Source organism: Arthrobacter sp. EPSL27, assembly GCF_001512305.1.
In the GTDB taxonomy this organism is placed as follows: domain Bacteria; phylum Actinomycetota; class Actinomycetes; order Actinomycetales; family Micrococcaceae; genus Arthrobacter.
This window is the reverse complement of the sequence record NZ_LNUT01000003.1, coordinates 557,882-570,605: the sequence shown is the minus strand read 5'-3', so window position 1 is coordinate 570,605 and position 12,724 is coordinate 557,882. Positions and strand designations below refer to the sequence as shown.

The following is a 12,724-nucleotide window of genomic DNA, read 5'->3' as shown; positions in this document are numbered from 1 at the left end:
ACTTAACCAGAATCCATAATGAGGAGAAATACATGGCACAGGGAACTGTGAAGTGGTTCAACGCTGAAAAGGGCTTCGGCTTCATCACCCCGGATGACTCCGATGGCGATGTCTTCGTGCACTACTCGGAGATCCAGACCGGCGGCTTCAAGACCCTCGACGAGAACGCCCGCGTTCAGTTCGAAATCGGCCAGGGCGCCAAGGGCCCCCAGGCTACCGGCGTCACGCTGGTCTAGTACCCCGCGGCGGAACTGCCCCTGGCAGTTCCCGCAATAAAATGATCCCCGGCCTTTTGGCCGGGGATCATTTTTTGTGCCGTCTTTGATGCCTGCGGGCCGGAGTCAGCGCACCAGGGTGCGGAGCAGCCGGGCACTCTGCCGGACGGACAGGCCGGGCAGGTAGGCGCGGCTCAGGGCCCGGCCCATGGCGGGCAGCTGCAGCGGGTCCTGGTAATAGAGGTACAGCGTCCGGTACTCAGGCTTGAAACGGGACTTGAAGCTGGCCAGCGACCGGAACCCGTACACAGGTTCCAGGGCTTTGCCCACCACATCGAGGATTGCCGCCAGCCCCTCGGATCCGGCGCTGCCGCCGTCACCGTCCGCCACCGAGTCCTTCGCCAGCGGCGACCCGGAGAGTGAAATGACCTCCACGGACCCGCGCAGCTCCTGCACTGCCGAGGCGATGAGGAATTCCATTACACCGGGAAAGGAATCGCCGCGGCGCCTCATGAAGTCCAGCGTCCAGCTCACAACGCGCCCGCTCTCGTACACCGGCAGCCAGCTCGTGACGCCCTGCACCTGCCCCTCGGCATCCACGGCGAGGCAGCAGAGCACCTCGGTGTCCTCGAGCTCGTCGATGCCGCCGAGGGTGAACCCCATTTCCGGGACGGTCTTCTGCGCGGCCCACTCCTCCGAGACCTCAATCAGCTGGGCCCGCAGGGCGGGGGAAAAGTCCGCGTAGCGGCCCCATACGGCCTGCACGCCGGTCTTAGCGGCACGGTTCAGGGCCGTGCGGACGTTCTGCCAGTCCTTGCCCTTGAACTCAAGGGTCCGCACGGCAAGCCTGGTTTCCTGGGCCACGGCCACCCGCCGGAATTCCCGGGCCCTGAGCAGCGGCCACAGCTCGTCCGTGCAGGAGTAGAAGCCCGGGATCAGTGCGTGTTCGGCGCAGTAGCGGATAAAGCCCTCGGCAGTCTCCTCGCGGAACGCCGCGGGGCCGAAAGGCCCGGCCAGCGTCAGCGCCACGTTGCCGTGCTGCTGGTAGGCCACTCCCCCGCGGCGTTCCGGCGCGAACCAGTATTTGTTGGGCTCCCAGAGCGCCATCCAGGACAGCGAATCGCCGCCTTCATGGATCAGCGCCCGGGCCACCTCACGGTCCTCCGCCCCGGCGTCCGAGTGGTGCAGCCGGCGCTGCAGCACCAGCCAGACGGCAGCAAGGGCCACGGCCCAGAAGACGATGCCGGACGCAGCGAAGAGGAAGGCCTCGACGGGGTCGCGGCCCTGGAAGACGCGGCTGTAGATGCCCGGGATGGGCAGCGGCAGGTACTGGCGGGAGAGCTCCGCAGCCAGGCCCAGCAGGCCGCCGTCGCGCTCCATGCCTCCGGCAGCCAGCCACACGGCGGTGTAGGTGGACGCCAGCACCAGCCACGTGCCGCCAACGACGGCGGCCAGCGCACGGCGGGCACGGGGGCTGGTCTCCACCCGGAACTGGCGGCGGTTCGCAGCGAGCAGCACCACCAGCACCAGCGGGACCACCACGAGGGGCAGGACATGGACGAACCCGGATCCCATCACCGCGGTGTGGGGCCGGTTGGGGTACTGCGGAATCCGGGCCAGCAGGGAGAGGTAGACGGCGGCCATCGCCGTGACCGCCAGCTGGAGCGTGATGGCGATCCGCAGCGCCAGCCGGCGTCCATGCCTCATGCCGTCGGCGCAGATCAGCAGCAGCACCACGGGAACCACCGCCAGCGCCAGGCCCAGCGGGCCCGCGAACCCGCTGCGGCCGGCCTCGAGGCAGGTGACGTCGATGGTGCCGCCGCAGTACTGCTCCAGCTGGTTCAGCGTGGGCAGCGGGTTCAGGAGCACGTCCCGCAGCAGGGCCAGCGGCCCGGTGGGGGTCCGGACGGTGGCGGTCAGGATGGGCCCGACGGCGAAGATCGCCACGGTGAGGGCCAGGAGGTTGCGCGTTTCGCGGCCGGTGGACCGGTGGCGGTGCAGGGTGCCCTTGTCGCCCTGGATCCACCAGCCTGCCGCCAGCCCCGCCAGCGCCCCCGCGAATCCCACCACCGTCTCCGCGTGCCCCACATACAGCACCAGCATCAGGGAAATGGACACCACGGCGGTGCGCAGCCGGCGCTGCCACAGCGTCGGCAGGAGCCCGCAGGACGCCAGTGACACCGCCAGGACTGCCGCGTACGGGCCCATCAGCCGGGCGTCCACCATCCGGCTGAGCCAGCCGTCGTCGACCTGGCGGGCGAATTGGGTGAGCAGCAGGAACAACGTGACCGCCGCGAACTGGGCGGCGAAGTAGAACACGGCGGTGCGCAGCGTCCCGAGCTGCCGTTCGGCTACGCCCAGCAGGAGCAGGATCATCAGCGCAGCGGCGGCGTAGGCCAGCAGGTTCGTGGCAAAGAACATGGAGGTGAACATCGACCACCAGTTCCCGGCCTTCAGCTGCGGGGCACTGACGGAGGCCACGTCCAGCAGGGATTCCGGCGGACCGCCGAGGAAACTTCCGGTGGCGGCACCGGTGATGAGGAAAACCGCGAGGACCGCCAGGGTGAAGGGGATGGACCGCAGATGCCGCAGCGACTGGCGCAGCCCCTCGCGGCCCAGCCCCCGCAGGGAGCCGGGGCTGGCGCCCTGCCGGTGTTCCGCTGCCCCCGCGCTCACTGCGCGATGCCCCAACGGGAGAACAGGAAATCGAGGCCGGCCGGGAGCGCGGTGGATGCGGCCTCCCACGAGTGCCCGGCGCCGGGAACCGGCGAGGTTTCCACGCTGAAGCCGGCCTTCCGCGCGGCGGCGGACAGCTCGTCCATGTAGCCGAGGAATTCGGGGTCGCGCTCTCCGGCGGCGAAGTAGATGCCGTGCCCCTCGAAACGGCGCTCCTGCATGATCCGCAGCGGCGTCTGCCGGTCGAACGCCTCCGTGTCGCCGCCGAACGACGCGGCGACGGTCTTGTCCCGTTCCTTGGCCAGGGCGGGCTCCCGCTCGCTCGAGAAGGCCAAAGCCGAGCCGTAGGTGTCAGGGTGGCGGGTCACCATCTGCATGGCGCAGGTCCCGCCAAAGGAAAACCCTCCGACGGCCCACCGCGACGGGTCCGGGTCCACGTCCAGTGTGCTGTTGATCCACTCCGGCACGTCCTTGGCCAGGAACGTGTCGGCCGGGGCGATGCTGCTGTCCATGCACAGGGTGTTCCCCGAGGCCGTGCCGTTGGGGTCCGCCACCACCACCACCGGGGCCACGCCGTGGTGCTCCGCGGCGTAGCGGTCCATGCGGCTGCGCAGCGCACCGCCGGTGAGCCAGTCCGCCGGTGCACCGGGCTGCCCGGCGAAGAGGACCAGGACGGGGAGGGCGGGCCGTGGCGTGGCGAAGTAGGCCGGCGGCAGGTAAATGTAGGCCTCGCGGCTCTGGAATCCCGAGGCGGTGCCGGGGATGCTGGCGCGCCGCAGCTCCCCGCCGTCGGGCAGGCTCCCTGGAGGGCTCCAGCCGGACAGGCTGGACGGCGTTGCCCCGGGAACGCGCTTGAGCCCGTCTTCGAGGGGCTGGATCCGGGCGACGGCGGTCCCGGTCAGGTCGCTCACTGTGTGGTTGAGGCCGAAGTAGGCGTTGATCTGGACGGCGGACAGCAGGACGACGCCGAGGAGCGCGCCGATGGAGACCGCGGTGGTGCGGACACGGCGCCGGGTGCGGGCCTGCCCTGCTTCCGGGACAGGACGCCAGGTGGTCCAGAGGCGGAGGCCGCAGAGCAGCAGCGCTGTAATGGCGGCCAGGGACCAGCCCAGAACCTCACGCGGAAGTTCTCCCGGGAAGACCGGGATGGCATAGATCAGAAGCCAGTGGGTGCCGGCGAGCAGCGCGGCGGCCGTTAGGGCGGCGGCGAGGAGGGGAAGCAGGAACAGCAGCGCGCGGCGGGGCCCGGTGTCCGTGTCCTGGCTGCTGCGGTGTCCGCCGCGCCACAGGAGATAGCCCAGGCCTGCTGCTCCGGCTGCCCAGGCCGTCCAGAGCACCGGTCCGTCCACCAGTCGGAGGTCTTCGAGGAAGTCCACCGCGGCTAGCGCCAGGTGCCCACGCCGATGACGGGACCGGCCTCAAGCCAGGAGGACAGCCCGGTGTAGGCGTCGAACCGCATGGCGAGCAGCACATCCTTGCCCTCGTACCGGAGTTCGACGATCACGGTGTCGGGCTGGACTTTGACGAGCTCGGATTCGGTGGGCTGGCGCCGGCCGAGGAGCTCCAGGGAACTGCGCCGGAAGGTGTGTTTGGGCCGCGTGCTCAGCGAGGCAAGGCGGAACCATTCGAGGTCGTTGTCCTGATAACGACAAACCCCCATATGCCAGCTGTTTCCAGCCGTGCAAATGGAGGCGTCCACCGTGCCCAGGGCGCGCCGCAGATTGAAGCGGCGCACCCCGGAAAGGCACAGTGCAAAGACCAGCAACGCAAAAATCGTTGCCAGGACGATGAACGGAAAGACAGTATCGTTCATCAAGGTCGTGCTAGCGGATCCCCGCAGTAGCCGCGTCGCCCATTTTGGCGTTGTCAGCAACAATGACGACCCGGTTGTTGTCGACGGAGAAGAATCCGCCGTCGACAACTACAGCAATGCGGTCACCGGAGACCGGCTCGATGGCCAGTTCACCTTCGGCCAGAATCGCCAGCAGGGGCGAGTGGCCGGGCAGGATTCCGATTTCACCATCGCTGGTGCGGGCCTTGACCATCTTGGCCGCTCCGGACCACACGAAGTGGTCCGCTGCGACAATCTCAACCTCAAGCTCAGCCATATTACTTGGTCTGTTCCTGGATCTTGGCCCACTGGCGCTCGACGTCGTCCAGGCCGCCGACGTTGAAGAACGCCTGCTCTGCGATGTGGTCGAGTTCGCCGTCGCAGATCGCCGCGAAGCCTTCAACGGTGTCCTTGATGGACACGGTGGAGCCTTCGACGCCGGTGAACTGCTTGGCGGTGTAGGTGTTCTGCGACAGGAACTGCTGGATGCGGCGTGCACGCGACACGACGATCTTGTCTTCTTCGGACAGTTCGTCAACGCCGAGGATGGCGATGATGTCCTGGAGTTCCTTGTTCTTCTGCAGGATCTGCTTGACGCGGACGGCCGTGTTGTAGTGGTCGTTGCCGATGTACTGCGGATCCAGGATGCGGGAGGTCGACGTCAGCGGGTCAACGGCCGGGTACAGACCACGGGAGGCGATTTCACGGGAAAGTTCCGTGGTCGCGTCGAGGTGTGCGAAGGTGGTCGCCGGCGCCGGGTCGGTGTAGTCATCTGCGGGGACGTAGATGGCCTGCATCGAGGTGATCGAGTGGCCCTTGGTGGACGTGATGCGCTCCTGGAGGAGGCCCATCTCGTCTGCCAGGTTGGGCTGGTAGCCCACGGCCGACGGCATGCGGCCGAGGAGGGTGGAAACCTCGGAGCCTGCCTGGGTGAAGCGGAAGATGTTGTCGATGAAGAGCAGCACGTCCTGGTTCTGGACATCGCGGAAGTACTCCGCCATGGTCAGTGCGGACAGCGCCACGCGCAGACGCGTTCCCGGCGGCTCATCCATCTGGCCGAATACAAGGGCGGTGTCCTTGAGGACGCCTGCCTCTTCCATTTCAACCCAGAGGTCGTTACCTTCACGGGTACGCTCGCCGACGCCGGCGAACACCGAGGTGCCGCCGAAGTTGCGGGCAACACGGGTGATCATTTCCTGGATCAGCACGGTCTTGCCGACACCGGCGCCGCCGAACAGGCCGATCTTTCCACCCTTGATGTACGGGGTGAGAAGGTCGATGACCTTGATGCCGGTCTCCAGCATCTCGGTGGAGCCTTCCAGGGTCGCAAAGGCGGGGGCCTTGCGGTGGATCGGCCAGCGTTCGCTGATCTGCAGTTCCGACTCGGCAACGTCGAGGGGCTGGCCCAGCACGTTGAAGATGTGGCCCTTGACGCCGTCGCCCACGGGCACGGAGATCGGAGCACCGGAGTCCACCACGTTGGTACCGCGGACCAGTCCGTCGGTGGCCTGGAGGGAGATGGCACGGATCAGGTTGTCGCCCAGGTGCAGGGCGGTCTCGAACGTGATGGTCTTGGTCTCACCGTTGAGAGTAATCTCGGTGGTGAGTGCGTTGTAGATCGCGGGGATTGCGTCAGCCGGGAATTCGACGTCGACAACCGGACCAATAACACGTGCAATACGGCCGGTGGCACCGGCCGTCGCGGCTACGTGTTCGGTAGCAGTGGCAGTCATCTCTCTCACTTCACTCAGTAGATGGCGTTGGGGTTAAGTTTACTTTGGTGCAGGTACCGCAGGATCCGGGACCGGGTTGGTTAGGACGCGTTCAACGCGTCGGCACCGGCCACGATTTCGGAGAGCTCCTGCGTAATTTCAGCCTGGCGGGCAGTGTTGCGCAGACGCGTGAACTTCTTGATGAGCTCCGTGGCGTTGTCGCCGGCGGACTTCATCGCCCGCTGGCGGGCAGCAAGCTCCGAAGCGGCTGCCTGCAGCATGGCTGCGAAGATGCGTGATTCGATGTAGCGCGGCAGCAGGGCATCAAGAACCTGCTCCGTTTCCGGCTCGAATTCGTAGAGCGGCAGGAGGTCCGACTCGGACGCAGCCTGCTCTTCAACAACCTCAAGCGGGAGAAGACGGACAACCGTCGGCTCCTGGGTGACCATCGACTTGAAGCGCGTGTAGACGACATGGATCTCGTCGACGCCGCCCTCGGCGTAGTCCGTCGCAAAATCGGCCAGCAATGCCTCGCCGATTTCCTGTGCGGTGGCAAATTCCGGTGCATCGGTGCCGCCGGTCCAAACACGTTCGTAAGGACGGTTCCGGAAGTCGAAGTACGCCTGCGCCTTGCGGCCGACGAGGTACATCTTGACTTCCTTGCCCTCCTCCACGAGCAGCTCGTTGAGGCCTTCCGCCTGCTTCAGCACGCTGGCGGAGTACGAGCCGGCAAGGCCACGGTCCGAGGTGATGACCAGGACGGCAGCCCGGCGGATCTGCTCCGGCTCGGTGGTGAGCGGGTGGTCGATTTCGCTTTGGCTGGCAACAGCAGAAACGGCACGCGTGATGGCGTTTGCGTAAGGCAGTGAAGCTGCTACGCGTGCTCGGGCCTTCCCGATGCGCGAGGTAGCGATCAGTTCCATCGCCTTGAAGATCTTGCGCATCGACGTCGTCGAGCTGATCTTCTGGCGGTAGACCCGGATCTGGGCTCCCATACTTATCCTTTCCTAAGATCCTGATGGCCGGGACTGCCGGAACCCGTGCGGGCTCCGGCAGTCCCTGCCAGCAGAACTAGCGCTTCTGCTTGACGATTTTTTCCTGGTCGACCTGTGCCTCGTCGATGGGGGCGTACTCCTCGTGCCCCGCACCCACCAGAAGGTTGTCGCCCTCGCCGAAGAAGCCCTTCTTGAAGTCCACGATCGCGGTCTTCAGTGCTTCTGCAGTGTCATCGCTCATGACGTTGGTCTGGGCCAGCGTCGTGAGGATGGAGGACTTGTGCTTCAGGTGCTCGAGGAACTCGGTCTCGAAGCGGTTGATGTCTTCCACCGGAACGTCGTCGAGGTAACCGTTGGTGCCGGCCCAGATGGAGACGACCTGGTCCTCGACCGGGAACGGCGAGTACTGGCCCTGCTTGAGCAGTTCCATCAGGCGTGCGCCACGGGTCAGCTGCTGGCGCGATGCGGCGTCGAGGTCCGAGGCGAACATGGCGAACGCCTGCATGTCGCGGTACTGGGCCAGTTCCAGCTTCAAGGTACCGGAGACCTTCTTCATGGACTTCACCTGGGCGGCGCCACCAACGCGGGAAACGGAGACACCCACGTCGACGGCGGGACGCTGGTTGGCGTTGAAGAGGTCCGACTGCAGGAAGATCTGGCCATCGGTGATGGAGATCACGTTGGTCGGAATGTAGGCGGAGACGTCGTTTGCCTTGGTTTCGATGAGCGGCAGGCCGGTCATCGAACCTGCACCGAGCTCGTCGGAGAGCTTGGCACAACGCTCCAGCAGGCGGGAGTGCAAGTAGAAGACGTCGCCCGGGTAGGCTTCGCGTCCCGGCGGGCGGCGCAGCAGCAGCGACACTGCACGGTAGGCCTCAGCCTGCTTGGACAGGTCATCAAACACGATGAGGACGTGCTTGCCGCCGTACATCCAGTGCTGGCCGATCGCGGAACCGGCGTAGGGCGCCAGGTACTTGAAGCCTGCGGGGTCGGATGCCGGGGAGGCAACAATGGTGGTGTACTCCAGTGCGCCGTTGTCCTCGAGGGTCTGGCGGACAGCTGCGATCGTGGACGCCTTCTGGCCGATGGCGACGTAGATGCAGCGGACCTGCTTGTTGACATCACCGGAAGCCCAGTTGGCCTTCTGGTTGATGATCGTGTCGATCGCGATGGCGGACTTGCCGGTCTGGCGGTCGCCAATGATCAGCTGGCGCTGGCCGCGGCCGATCGGAATCATGGCGTCGATAGCCTTGAGACCGGTCTGCATCGGCTCGTGCACCGACTTGCGCTGGGTCACGCCGGGCGCCTGGAGTTCCAGTGCACGGGTGGTCTCAGCCTTGATGTCACCGAGGTCATCGATCGGCTGGCCCAGCGGGTCAACGACGCGGCCAAGGAAGGCGTCGCCCACCGGTACGGACAGAACCTGTCCGGTGCGGTGAACTTCCTGGCCTTCTTCAATGCCGGCGAAGTCGCCGAGGACGATGACACCGATTTCGCGGACGTCGAGGTTCTGGGCCAGGCCCAGCGTGCCGTCTTCGAAGCGAAGCAGCTCGTTCGCCATGACCGAGGGAAGGCCCTCAACACGGGCGATGCCGTCACCTGCGGTTGTTACACGGCCGACCTCGACGCGCTCTGCGTTTCCGGGCTCGTAGGACGCCGCGAACTCGTTCAACGCATTACGGACGTCGTCGGCGTTGATGGTCAATTCGGCCATCTGCAGTCCCTGCTCTCCTGTTTCGTGATCATCGTTGCTCACGATGACCGGGGTTTCGTTACGTTAAGTTGTGCTTGTCCGGCTGGCTAGGCGATCTGGCGGTGGAGCTGGCCCAGGCGGGCGAGTACCGAAGCGTCAACCACTTCATCCCCTACCTGGATCCGGAGGCCACCGATCAGTGCCGGGTCAACGTTCGTGTTGATCTTGAGCTCGCGCCCGTAGAGGGCGTTCAGCCCCGCCTGCAGACGGCTGGCCTGTGTCTCCGTCAGCGGACGGGTGACGCTGACCGTGGCAATCCAGCGCTGCTGGCGCTTGGCTGCGAGCTCGGCAAACCGACGAACGAGCTTGGTGACCTTGAGGCCGCGCGGCTGCGAGACTGCCTGTCCGATAAGGACTTTCGCTTCCTCGCTTGCACTCGGCACCAGCTTTTCAGCGAGGGCCACCTTGGCAGCCGTGCTCGCCTGCGGTTCGGACACAGCACGCTGCACCTCGTGGTTGGCCTCGACGGCCTGGTTGAAGGAGAACAGATCGTTCTCCAGCGCTTCCAGGCCGCTGATACCGGAGGCAGAGACGGCAGACTTGTTCTCAGCTACGGCGATGACCACCGAAGCGGCAAGAGTCTCGAGTGCATCGCCGATGTCACGGGCGGATGCCCAGCGTGAACCGGCCAGTCCGCTCGCGATGTCCACAGCGTCCGCGGAGACTTTCCCGCTGAAGAGCTGCTTGATAAGCGCCGACTTCTCTTCCCCGCTGCGGGACGGGTCAGTCAGGGCACGGCGCAGGCCGGCCGAGCTGTCCACAATTCCCAGGATTCCGAAGAGTTCCTTAGCCAACTGCAGCGAGGCAAAGGGAAGCTTCGCTTCCAGCGCCACCAGAGCCGTAGTCAGCGATTCGCTCGATACACCTGCCATTACTTAGCTGCACCTGCGTTCTGGTTCTCCAGATCTGCCAGGAAGCGGTCAACCACACGGGCCGAACGCGCGTAGTCCTCGAGAGACTCGCCGACGATGCGGCCTGCCAGCGTGGTGGCCAGCGTGCCCACCTCCGTGCGCAGCGACACAACGGCCGCCTGGCGCTCGGACTGGATGGCCGCGTGTGCCTGTGCCGTGATGCGGGCAGACTCTGCAGCTGCCTTCTCCTTCAGATCCGCAAGGATCTGGGCGCCTTCGGCACGTGCTTCCTCGCGGATGCGGTTGGCCTCGGCGCGGGCATCCGTGAGCTGCTGCTTGTACTCTTCGAGCGCAGCGGAAGCCTCTGCCTGGGCCTTTTCAGCCTTGGCAATGCCGCCCTCAATGGCCTCGGCACGCTCGGCGAAGGTCTTCTCGAACATCGGGACAACGTACTTGACCACGATGAACATGAGAACAGCGAAGCCGGCGAAGACAACAAGCATCTCCCAGGGATTGGGAACCAGAGGGTTGGCGCCCTCTGTGGCGGCTGAGATGATCAGCTGATTCATAATTCACCCGTCCTTATCTACTCGGTTCTGGATGTTCGCTTGGTTCTAAAGTTCAGACTAAAGAACGAATGCGAAGACCAGGCCGAGGATGGCGAGGGCTTCAGTCAGCGCGAGGCCGAGGAATGCGATCGGCTGGAGGACACGCTGTGCCTCCGGCTGACGTGCAACGCCGTTGATGTAAGCGGCGAACACGAGACCAACACCGATACCACCGCCGATTGCGGACAGACCGTAACCTACGAGGTTGAGATTGCCTTCCATTTTTTTCCTTTCAAGATGCCATCTGTGTGGCAGGTTGTTTGGTGTGCTTCATCCCCCGAGGGGAAGTTTGTGGGTGCCTGCCCGCCGTTAGCCGGCCGGCCGGGTGCCTAGTGGCTGTCCGCGTGCAGCGCGCCTTCGATGTAGATGGCGGTCAGCAGGGTGAACACGTAGGCCTGCAGGACCATGATCAGCGCTTCCAGCATGTACATGGCGATCGCTCCGCCGAGGACCAGGAGCGAGGTGCCCTTCAGCAGGAAATTCTCCTGCATGATGAGGAACTCGATGCCCGACCCGGCGATCATCACGATCAGGTGGCCGGCCAGCATGGTCGCGAACAAACGGAGGCTGTGCGTGACGGGGCGGACCAGGAAGTTGGAGATGATCTCGATCGGAATGACGATCGGAAGAATGTAGACCGGGACTCCGGAGGGCACGGTGGCCAGCTTGAAGTACCTCAGGCCGTTCTTCTTGATGCCGATGGCGATCCAGGTGACGTACACGATTCCGGCCATCACATAGGCGCCGCCGACGTGCGAAAAGGTCGGGAGCTGGATCAGCGGAATTGCACCGTAGATGTTGTTCAGAAGAATGAAGAAGAACAGGCTGAAGAGCAGCGGAACATACTTCATGAAGTCTTTGCCGCCGATGATGTCCTTGGCAATGCCGTTGCGGACGAAGCCATAGGCGGCCTCGCCGGCGAACTGCAGTTTGCCGGGAACAAGCTGGCCCTTGCGGGCAGCTAGCAGAAAGAATGTGGCGATAATAATGACCGAAAGGATTACCAGCAGCATCTGCTTGGAGAATCCGTCGGCCGCCCCCCACGGCAGGATTGCCGGCAGGTGCATTTCATCAATTCCAGGAGGCGTAAAAGTTCCTGAATCTTGGGCCGGGAGCGCAAGCGCGATCAACGCGTTTCCTCTCTGCAGTGTCCATCATTGGGCGTCGGTCGGGGAAAGGCGACGTTGCTGTCGCGCTCTCCCCCTGTGAAATTATTTGGCATTACTGATCCTCGTCCTTGGACGGGCCACGTGCAGCATTGTCCCCACCAGCGGACTTGTCCGGGCTGGTGAGGCCGTGCATATGAGAAAGATAGAACCCTCCCGCGGCTCCAAGCAGGGCGCCTGCGAGCACAATCCAGCGGGTTCCCCACAGATTATCCAGACCCCACCCTATCAAACTCCAGACGAGGATTCCGCCAACAATGTAGCTGAAGACGGCGATGCCGGCGTTGTATCCGCCGTCTTCCCCGTCGGCAGAAACACCGGGGGCTCCGGCTGTGGTTTTGGGGGTGGCGGGCTTGTCGGTGCGGCGGACTTTGCGGCTAAACATGGGTACCGCCTTCCGGCGTCTCGGGGTCGTTGTACAGCTGGAGCCGTGCCTTGCTGAAGCCGTAGATCTCCGCAGCCTGCCAGAGGACCACGGTCACGACGGCGCCGGCCAGGAACCAGCGGCCGTCCAGCCACTCGGGGCTGCCGATGGCGAACAGCACAACGGCAAAGCCGACGACTTTAATGAAGTAGGTGGCCGCGAACAGGCCGATGGCTCCGGAGGAATGGTTCCGGCCGCCGAAGTGGCCCACCAGGAGGCTAATAGCGAAGAAGGCGATCACCAGTGCCCCGCCGAAGAGGCAGGACAGCGCGGCGGCCGTGCCTCCGATCAGGAGCGCCGCCAGGCTGGTGAGCAGCAGGGCGCCCCCGCCGACGGCGGAACTCAGGGCCAGCAGGCGCAGCCACAATGATTTTGTGGGACCTGAGAGACCAACTCGTCCGGCGCCGGACGGAGGTCCGGGGTCGGCGTCGGAGGTCATAAGATCCCAATCGTCGAGAGGCTGGCTGCTGGTCAAAGTGGCGCGGCGAAGTGC

At 64.9% G+C, this 12,724-nt stretch carries 14 protein-coding genes; 1 reads left to right on the top strand and 13 read right to left on the bottom strand.

Annotation, left to right across the window (positions count from 1 at the left end; all coding sequences use genetic code 11):
• Positions 1–32 precede the first annotated feature (32 nt).
• Positions 33–236, top strand: a complete 204-nt coding sequence (locus tag AR539_RS04605) for a cold-shock protein (RefSeq protein WP_024365900.1) — start codon at positions 33–35, stop codon at positions 234–236.
• Between the two features lie 105 nt (positions 237–341).
• On the opposite strand, the gene AR539_RS04600 is transcribed toward AR539_RS04605, so the two are convergent.
• The 13 genes from AR539_RS04600 to AR539_RS04545 form a co-directional block, all read right to left on the bottom strand.
• Positions 342–2,891 carry a bifunctional lysylphosphatidylglycerol flippase/synthetase MprF gene (locus AR539_RS04600; RefSeq protein WP_197410556.1) on the bottom strand — a complete coding sequence of 850 codons (2,550 nt, stop codon included), beginning with the start codon at positions 2,889–2,891 and terminating at the stop codon, positions 342–344.
• Complete coding sequence (locus AR539_RS04595) at positions 2,888–4,267, bottom strand: alpha/beta hydrolase (protein WP_066432945.1); 1,380 nt, start codon at positions 4,265–4,267, stop codon at positions 2,888–2,890. The genes AR539_RS04600 and AR539_RS04595 overlap by 4 nt, the downstream gene beginning before the upstream one ends.
• A 5-nt stretch (positions 4,268–4,272) precedes the next feature.
• Positions 4,273–4,704, bottom strand: a complete 432-nt coding sequence (locus tag AR539_RS04590) for a DUF2550 domain-containing protein (RefSeq protein WP_066432940.1) — start codon at positions 4,702–4,704, stop codon at positions 4,273–4,275.
• 10 nt (positions 4,705–4,714) lie between these two features.
• Positions 4,715–4,999, bottom strand: coding sequence for a F0F1 ATP synthase subunit epsilon (locus tag AR539_RS04585; RefSeq protein ID WP_066432938.1), 285 nt, complete (start codon positions 4,997–4,999; stop codon positions 4,715–4,717).
• Position 5,000: 1 nt separating this feature from the next.
• Entirely contained in the window at positions 5,001–6,455 is a 1,455-nt protein-coding gene (gene atpD / locus AR539_RS04580; RefSeq protein ID WP_066432936.1) for a F0F1 ATP synthase subunit beta, read from the bottom strand.
• An 80-nt stretch (positions 6,456–6,535) separates the two neighbouring features.
• Positions 6,536–7,429 (bottom strand): F0F1 ATP synthase subunit gamma, encoded by an 894-nt coding sequence (locus AR539_RS04575; protein WP_066432934.1) that lies wholly within the window; start codon positions 7,427–7,429, stop codon positions 6,536–6,538.
• Between the two features lie 76 nt (positions 7,430–7,505).
• A complete protein-coding gene (gene atpA, locus AR539_RS04570; protein ID WP_066432933.1) occupies positions 7,506–9,143 on the bottom strand; it encodes a F0F1 ATP synthase subunit alpha in 1,638 nt (545 codons plus the stop codon).
• Positions 9,144–9,229: 86 nt separating this feature from the next.
• Entirely contained in the window at positions 9,230–10,054 is an 825-nt protein-coding gene (locus AR539_RS04565) for a F0F1 ATP synthase subunit delta (protein WP_066432932.1), read from the bottom strand.
• Positions 10,054–10,602: a F0F1 ATP synthase subunit B gene (locus tag AR539_RS04560; RefSeq protein WP_066432931.1), complete on the bottom strand. Its 549-nt coding sequence runs from the start codon at positions 10,600–10,602 to the stop codon at positions 10,054–10,056. Before AR539_RS04560 ends, AR539_RS04565 begins: the two co-directional genes overlap by 1 nt.
• Positions 10,603–10,659: 57 nt before the next feature.
• A complete protein-coding gene (gene atpE / locus AR539_RS04555) occupies positions 10,660–10,863 on the bottom strand; it encodes an ATP synthase F0 subunit C (protein WP_009356484.1) in 204 nt (67 codons plus the stop codon).
• Between the two features lie 107 nt (positions 10,864–10,970).
• Entirely contained in the window at positions 10,971–11,771 is an 801-nt protein-coding gene (atpB, locus tag AR539_RS04550; protein ID WP_066432929.1) for a F0F1 ATP synthase subunit A, read from the bottom strand.
• Between the two features lie 91 nt (positions 11,772–11,862).
• Entirely contained in the window at positions 11,863–12,192 is a 330-nt protein-coding gene (locus AR539_RS18900) for a hypothetical protein (protein ID WP_082699183.1), read from the bottom strand.
• A complete protein-coding gene (locus AR539_RS04545) occupies positions 12,185–12,670 on the bottom strand; it encodes an ATP synthase (RefSeq protein ID WP_066432927.1) in 486 nt (161 codons plus the stop codon). The genes AR539_RS18900 and AR539_RS04545 overlap by 8 nt, the downstream gene beginning before the upstream one ends.
• Positions 12,671–12,724: the final 54 nt, after the last annotated feature.

What these genes read in the sequence shown, in the direction of transcription:
- atpD (WP_066432936.1), bottom strand. Translation starts at nt 6,455, where the DNA reads ATGACTGCCACTGCTACCGAACACGTAGCCGCGACGGCCGGTGCCACC.
- AR539_RS04545 (WP_066432927.1), bottom strand. Translation starts at nt 12,670, where the DNA reads ATGACCTCCGACGCCGACCCCGGACCTCCGTCCGGCGCCGGACGAGTT.
- atpA (WP_066432933.1), bottom strand. Translation starts at nt 9,143, where the DNA reads ATGGCCGAATTGACCATCAACGCCGACGACGTCCGTAATGCGTTGAAC.
- AR539_RS04590 (WP_066432940.1), bottom strand. Translation starts at nt 4,704, where the DNA reads ATGAACGATACTGTCTTTCCGTTCATCGTCCTGGCAACGATTTTTGCG.
- AR539_RS04560 (WP_066432931.1), bottom strand. Translation starts at nt 10,602, where the DNA reads ATGAATCAGCTGATCATCTCAGCCGCCACAGAGGGCGCCAACCCTCTG.
- AR539_RS04585 (WP_066432938.1), bottom strand. Translation starts at nt 4,999, where the DNA reads ATGGCTGAGCTTGAGGTTGAGATTGTCGCAGCGGACCACTTCGTGTGG.
- atpE (WP_009356484.1), bottom strand. Translation starts at nt 10,863, where the DNA reads ATGGAAGGCAATCTCAACCTCGTAGGTTACGGTCTGTCCGCAATCGGC.
- AR539_RS04575 (WP_066432934.1), bottom strand. Translation starts at nt 7,429, where the DNA reads ATGGGAGCCCAGATCCGGGTCTACCGCCAGAAGATCAGCTCGACGACG.
- AR539_RS04565 (WP_066432932.1), bottom strand. Translation starts at nt 10,054, where the DNA reads ATGGCAGGTGTATCGAGCGAATCGCTGACTACGGCTCTGGTGGCGCTG.
- AR539_RS18900 (WP_082699183.1), bottom strand. Translation starts at nt 12,192, where the DNA reads ATGTTTAGCCGCAAAGTCCGCCGCACCGACAAGCCCGCCACCCCCAAA.
- AR539_RS04605 (WP_024365900.1), top strand. Translation starts at nt 33, where the DNA reads ATGGCACAGGGAACTGTGAAGTGGTTCAACGCTGAAAAGGGCTTCGGC.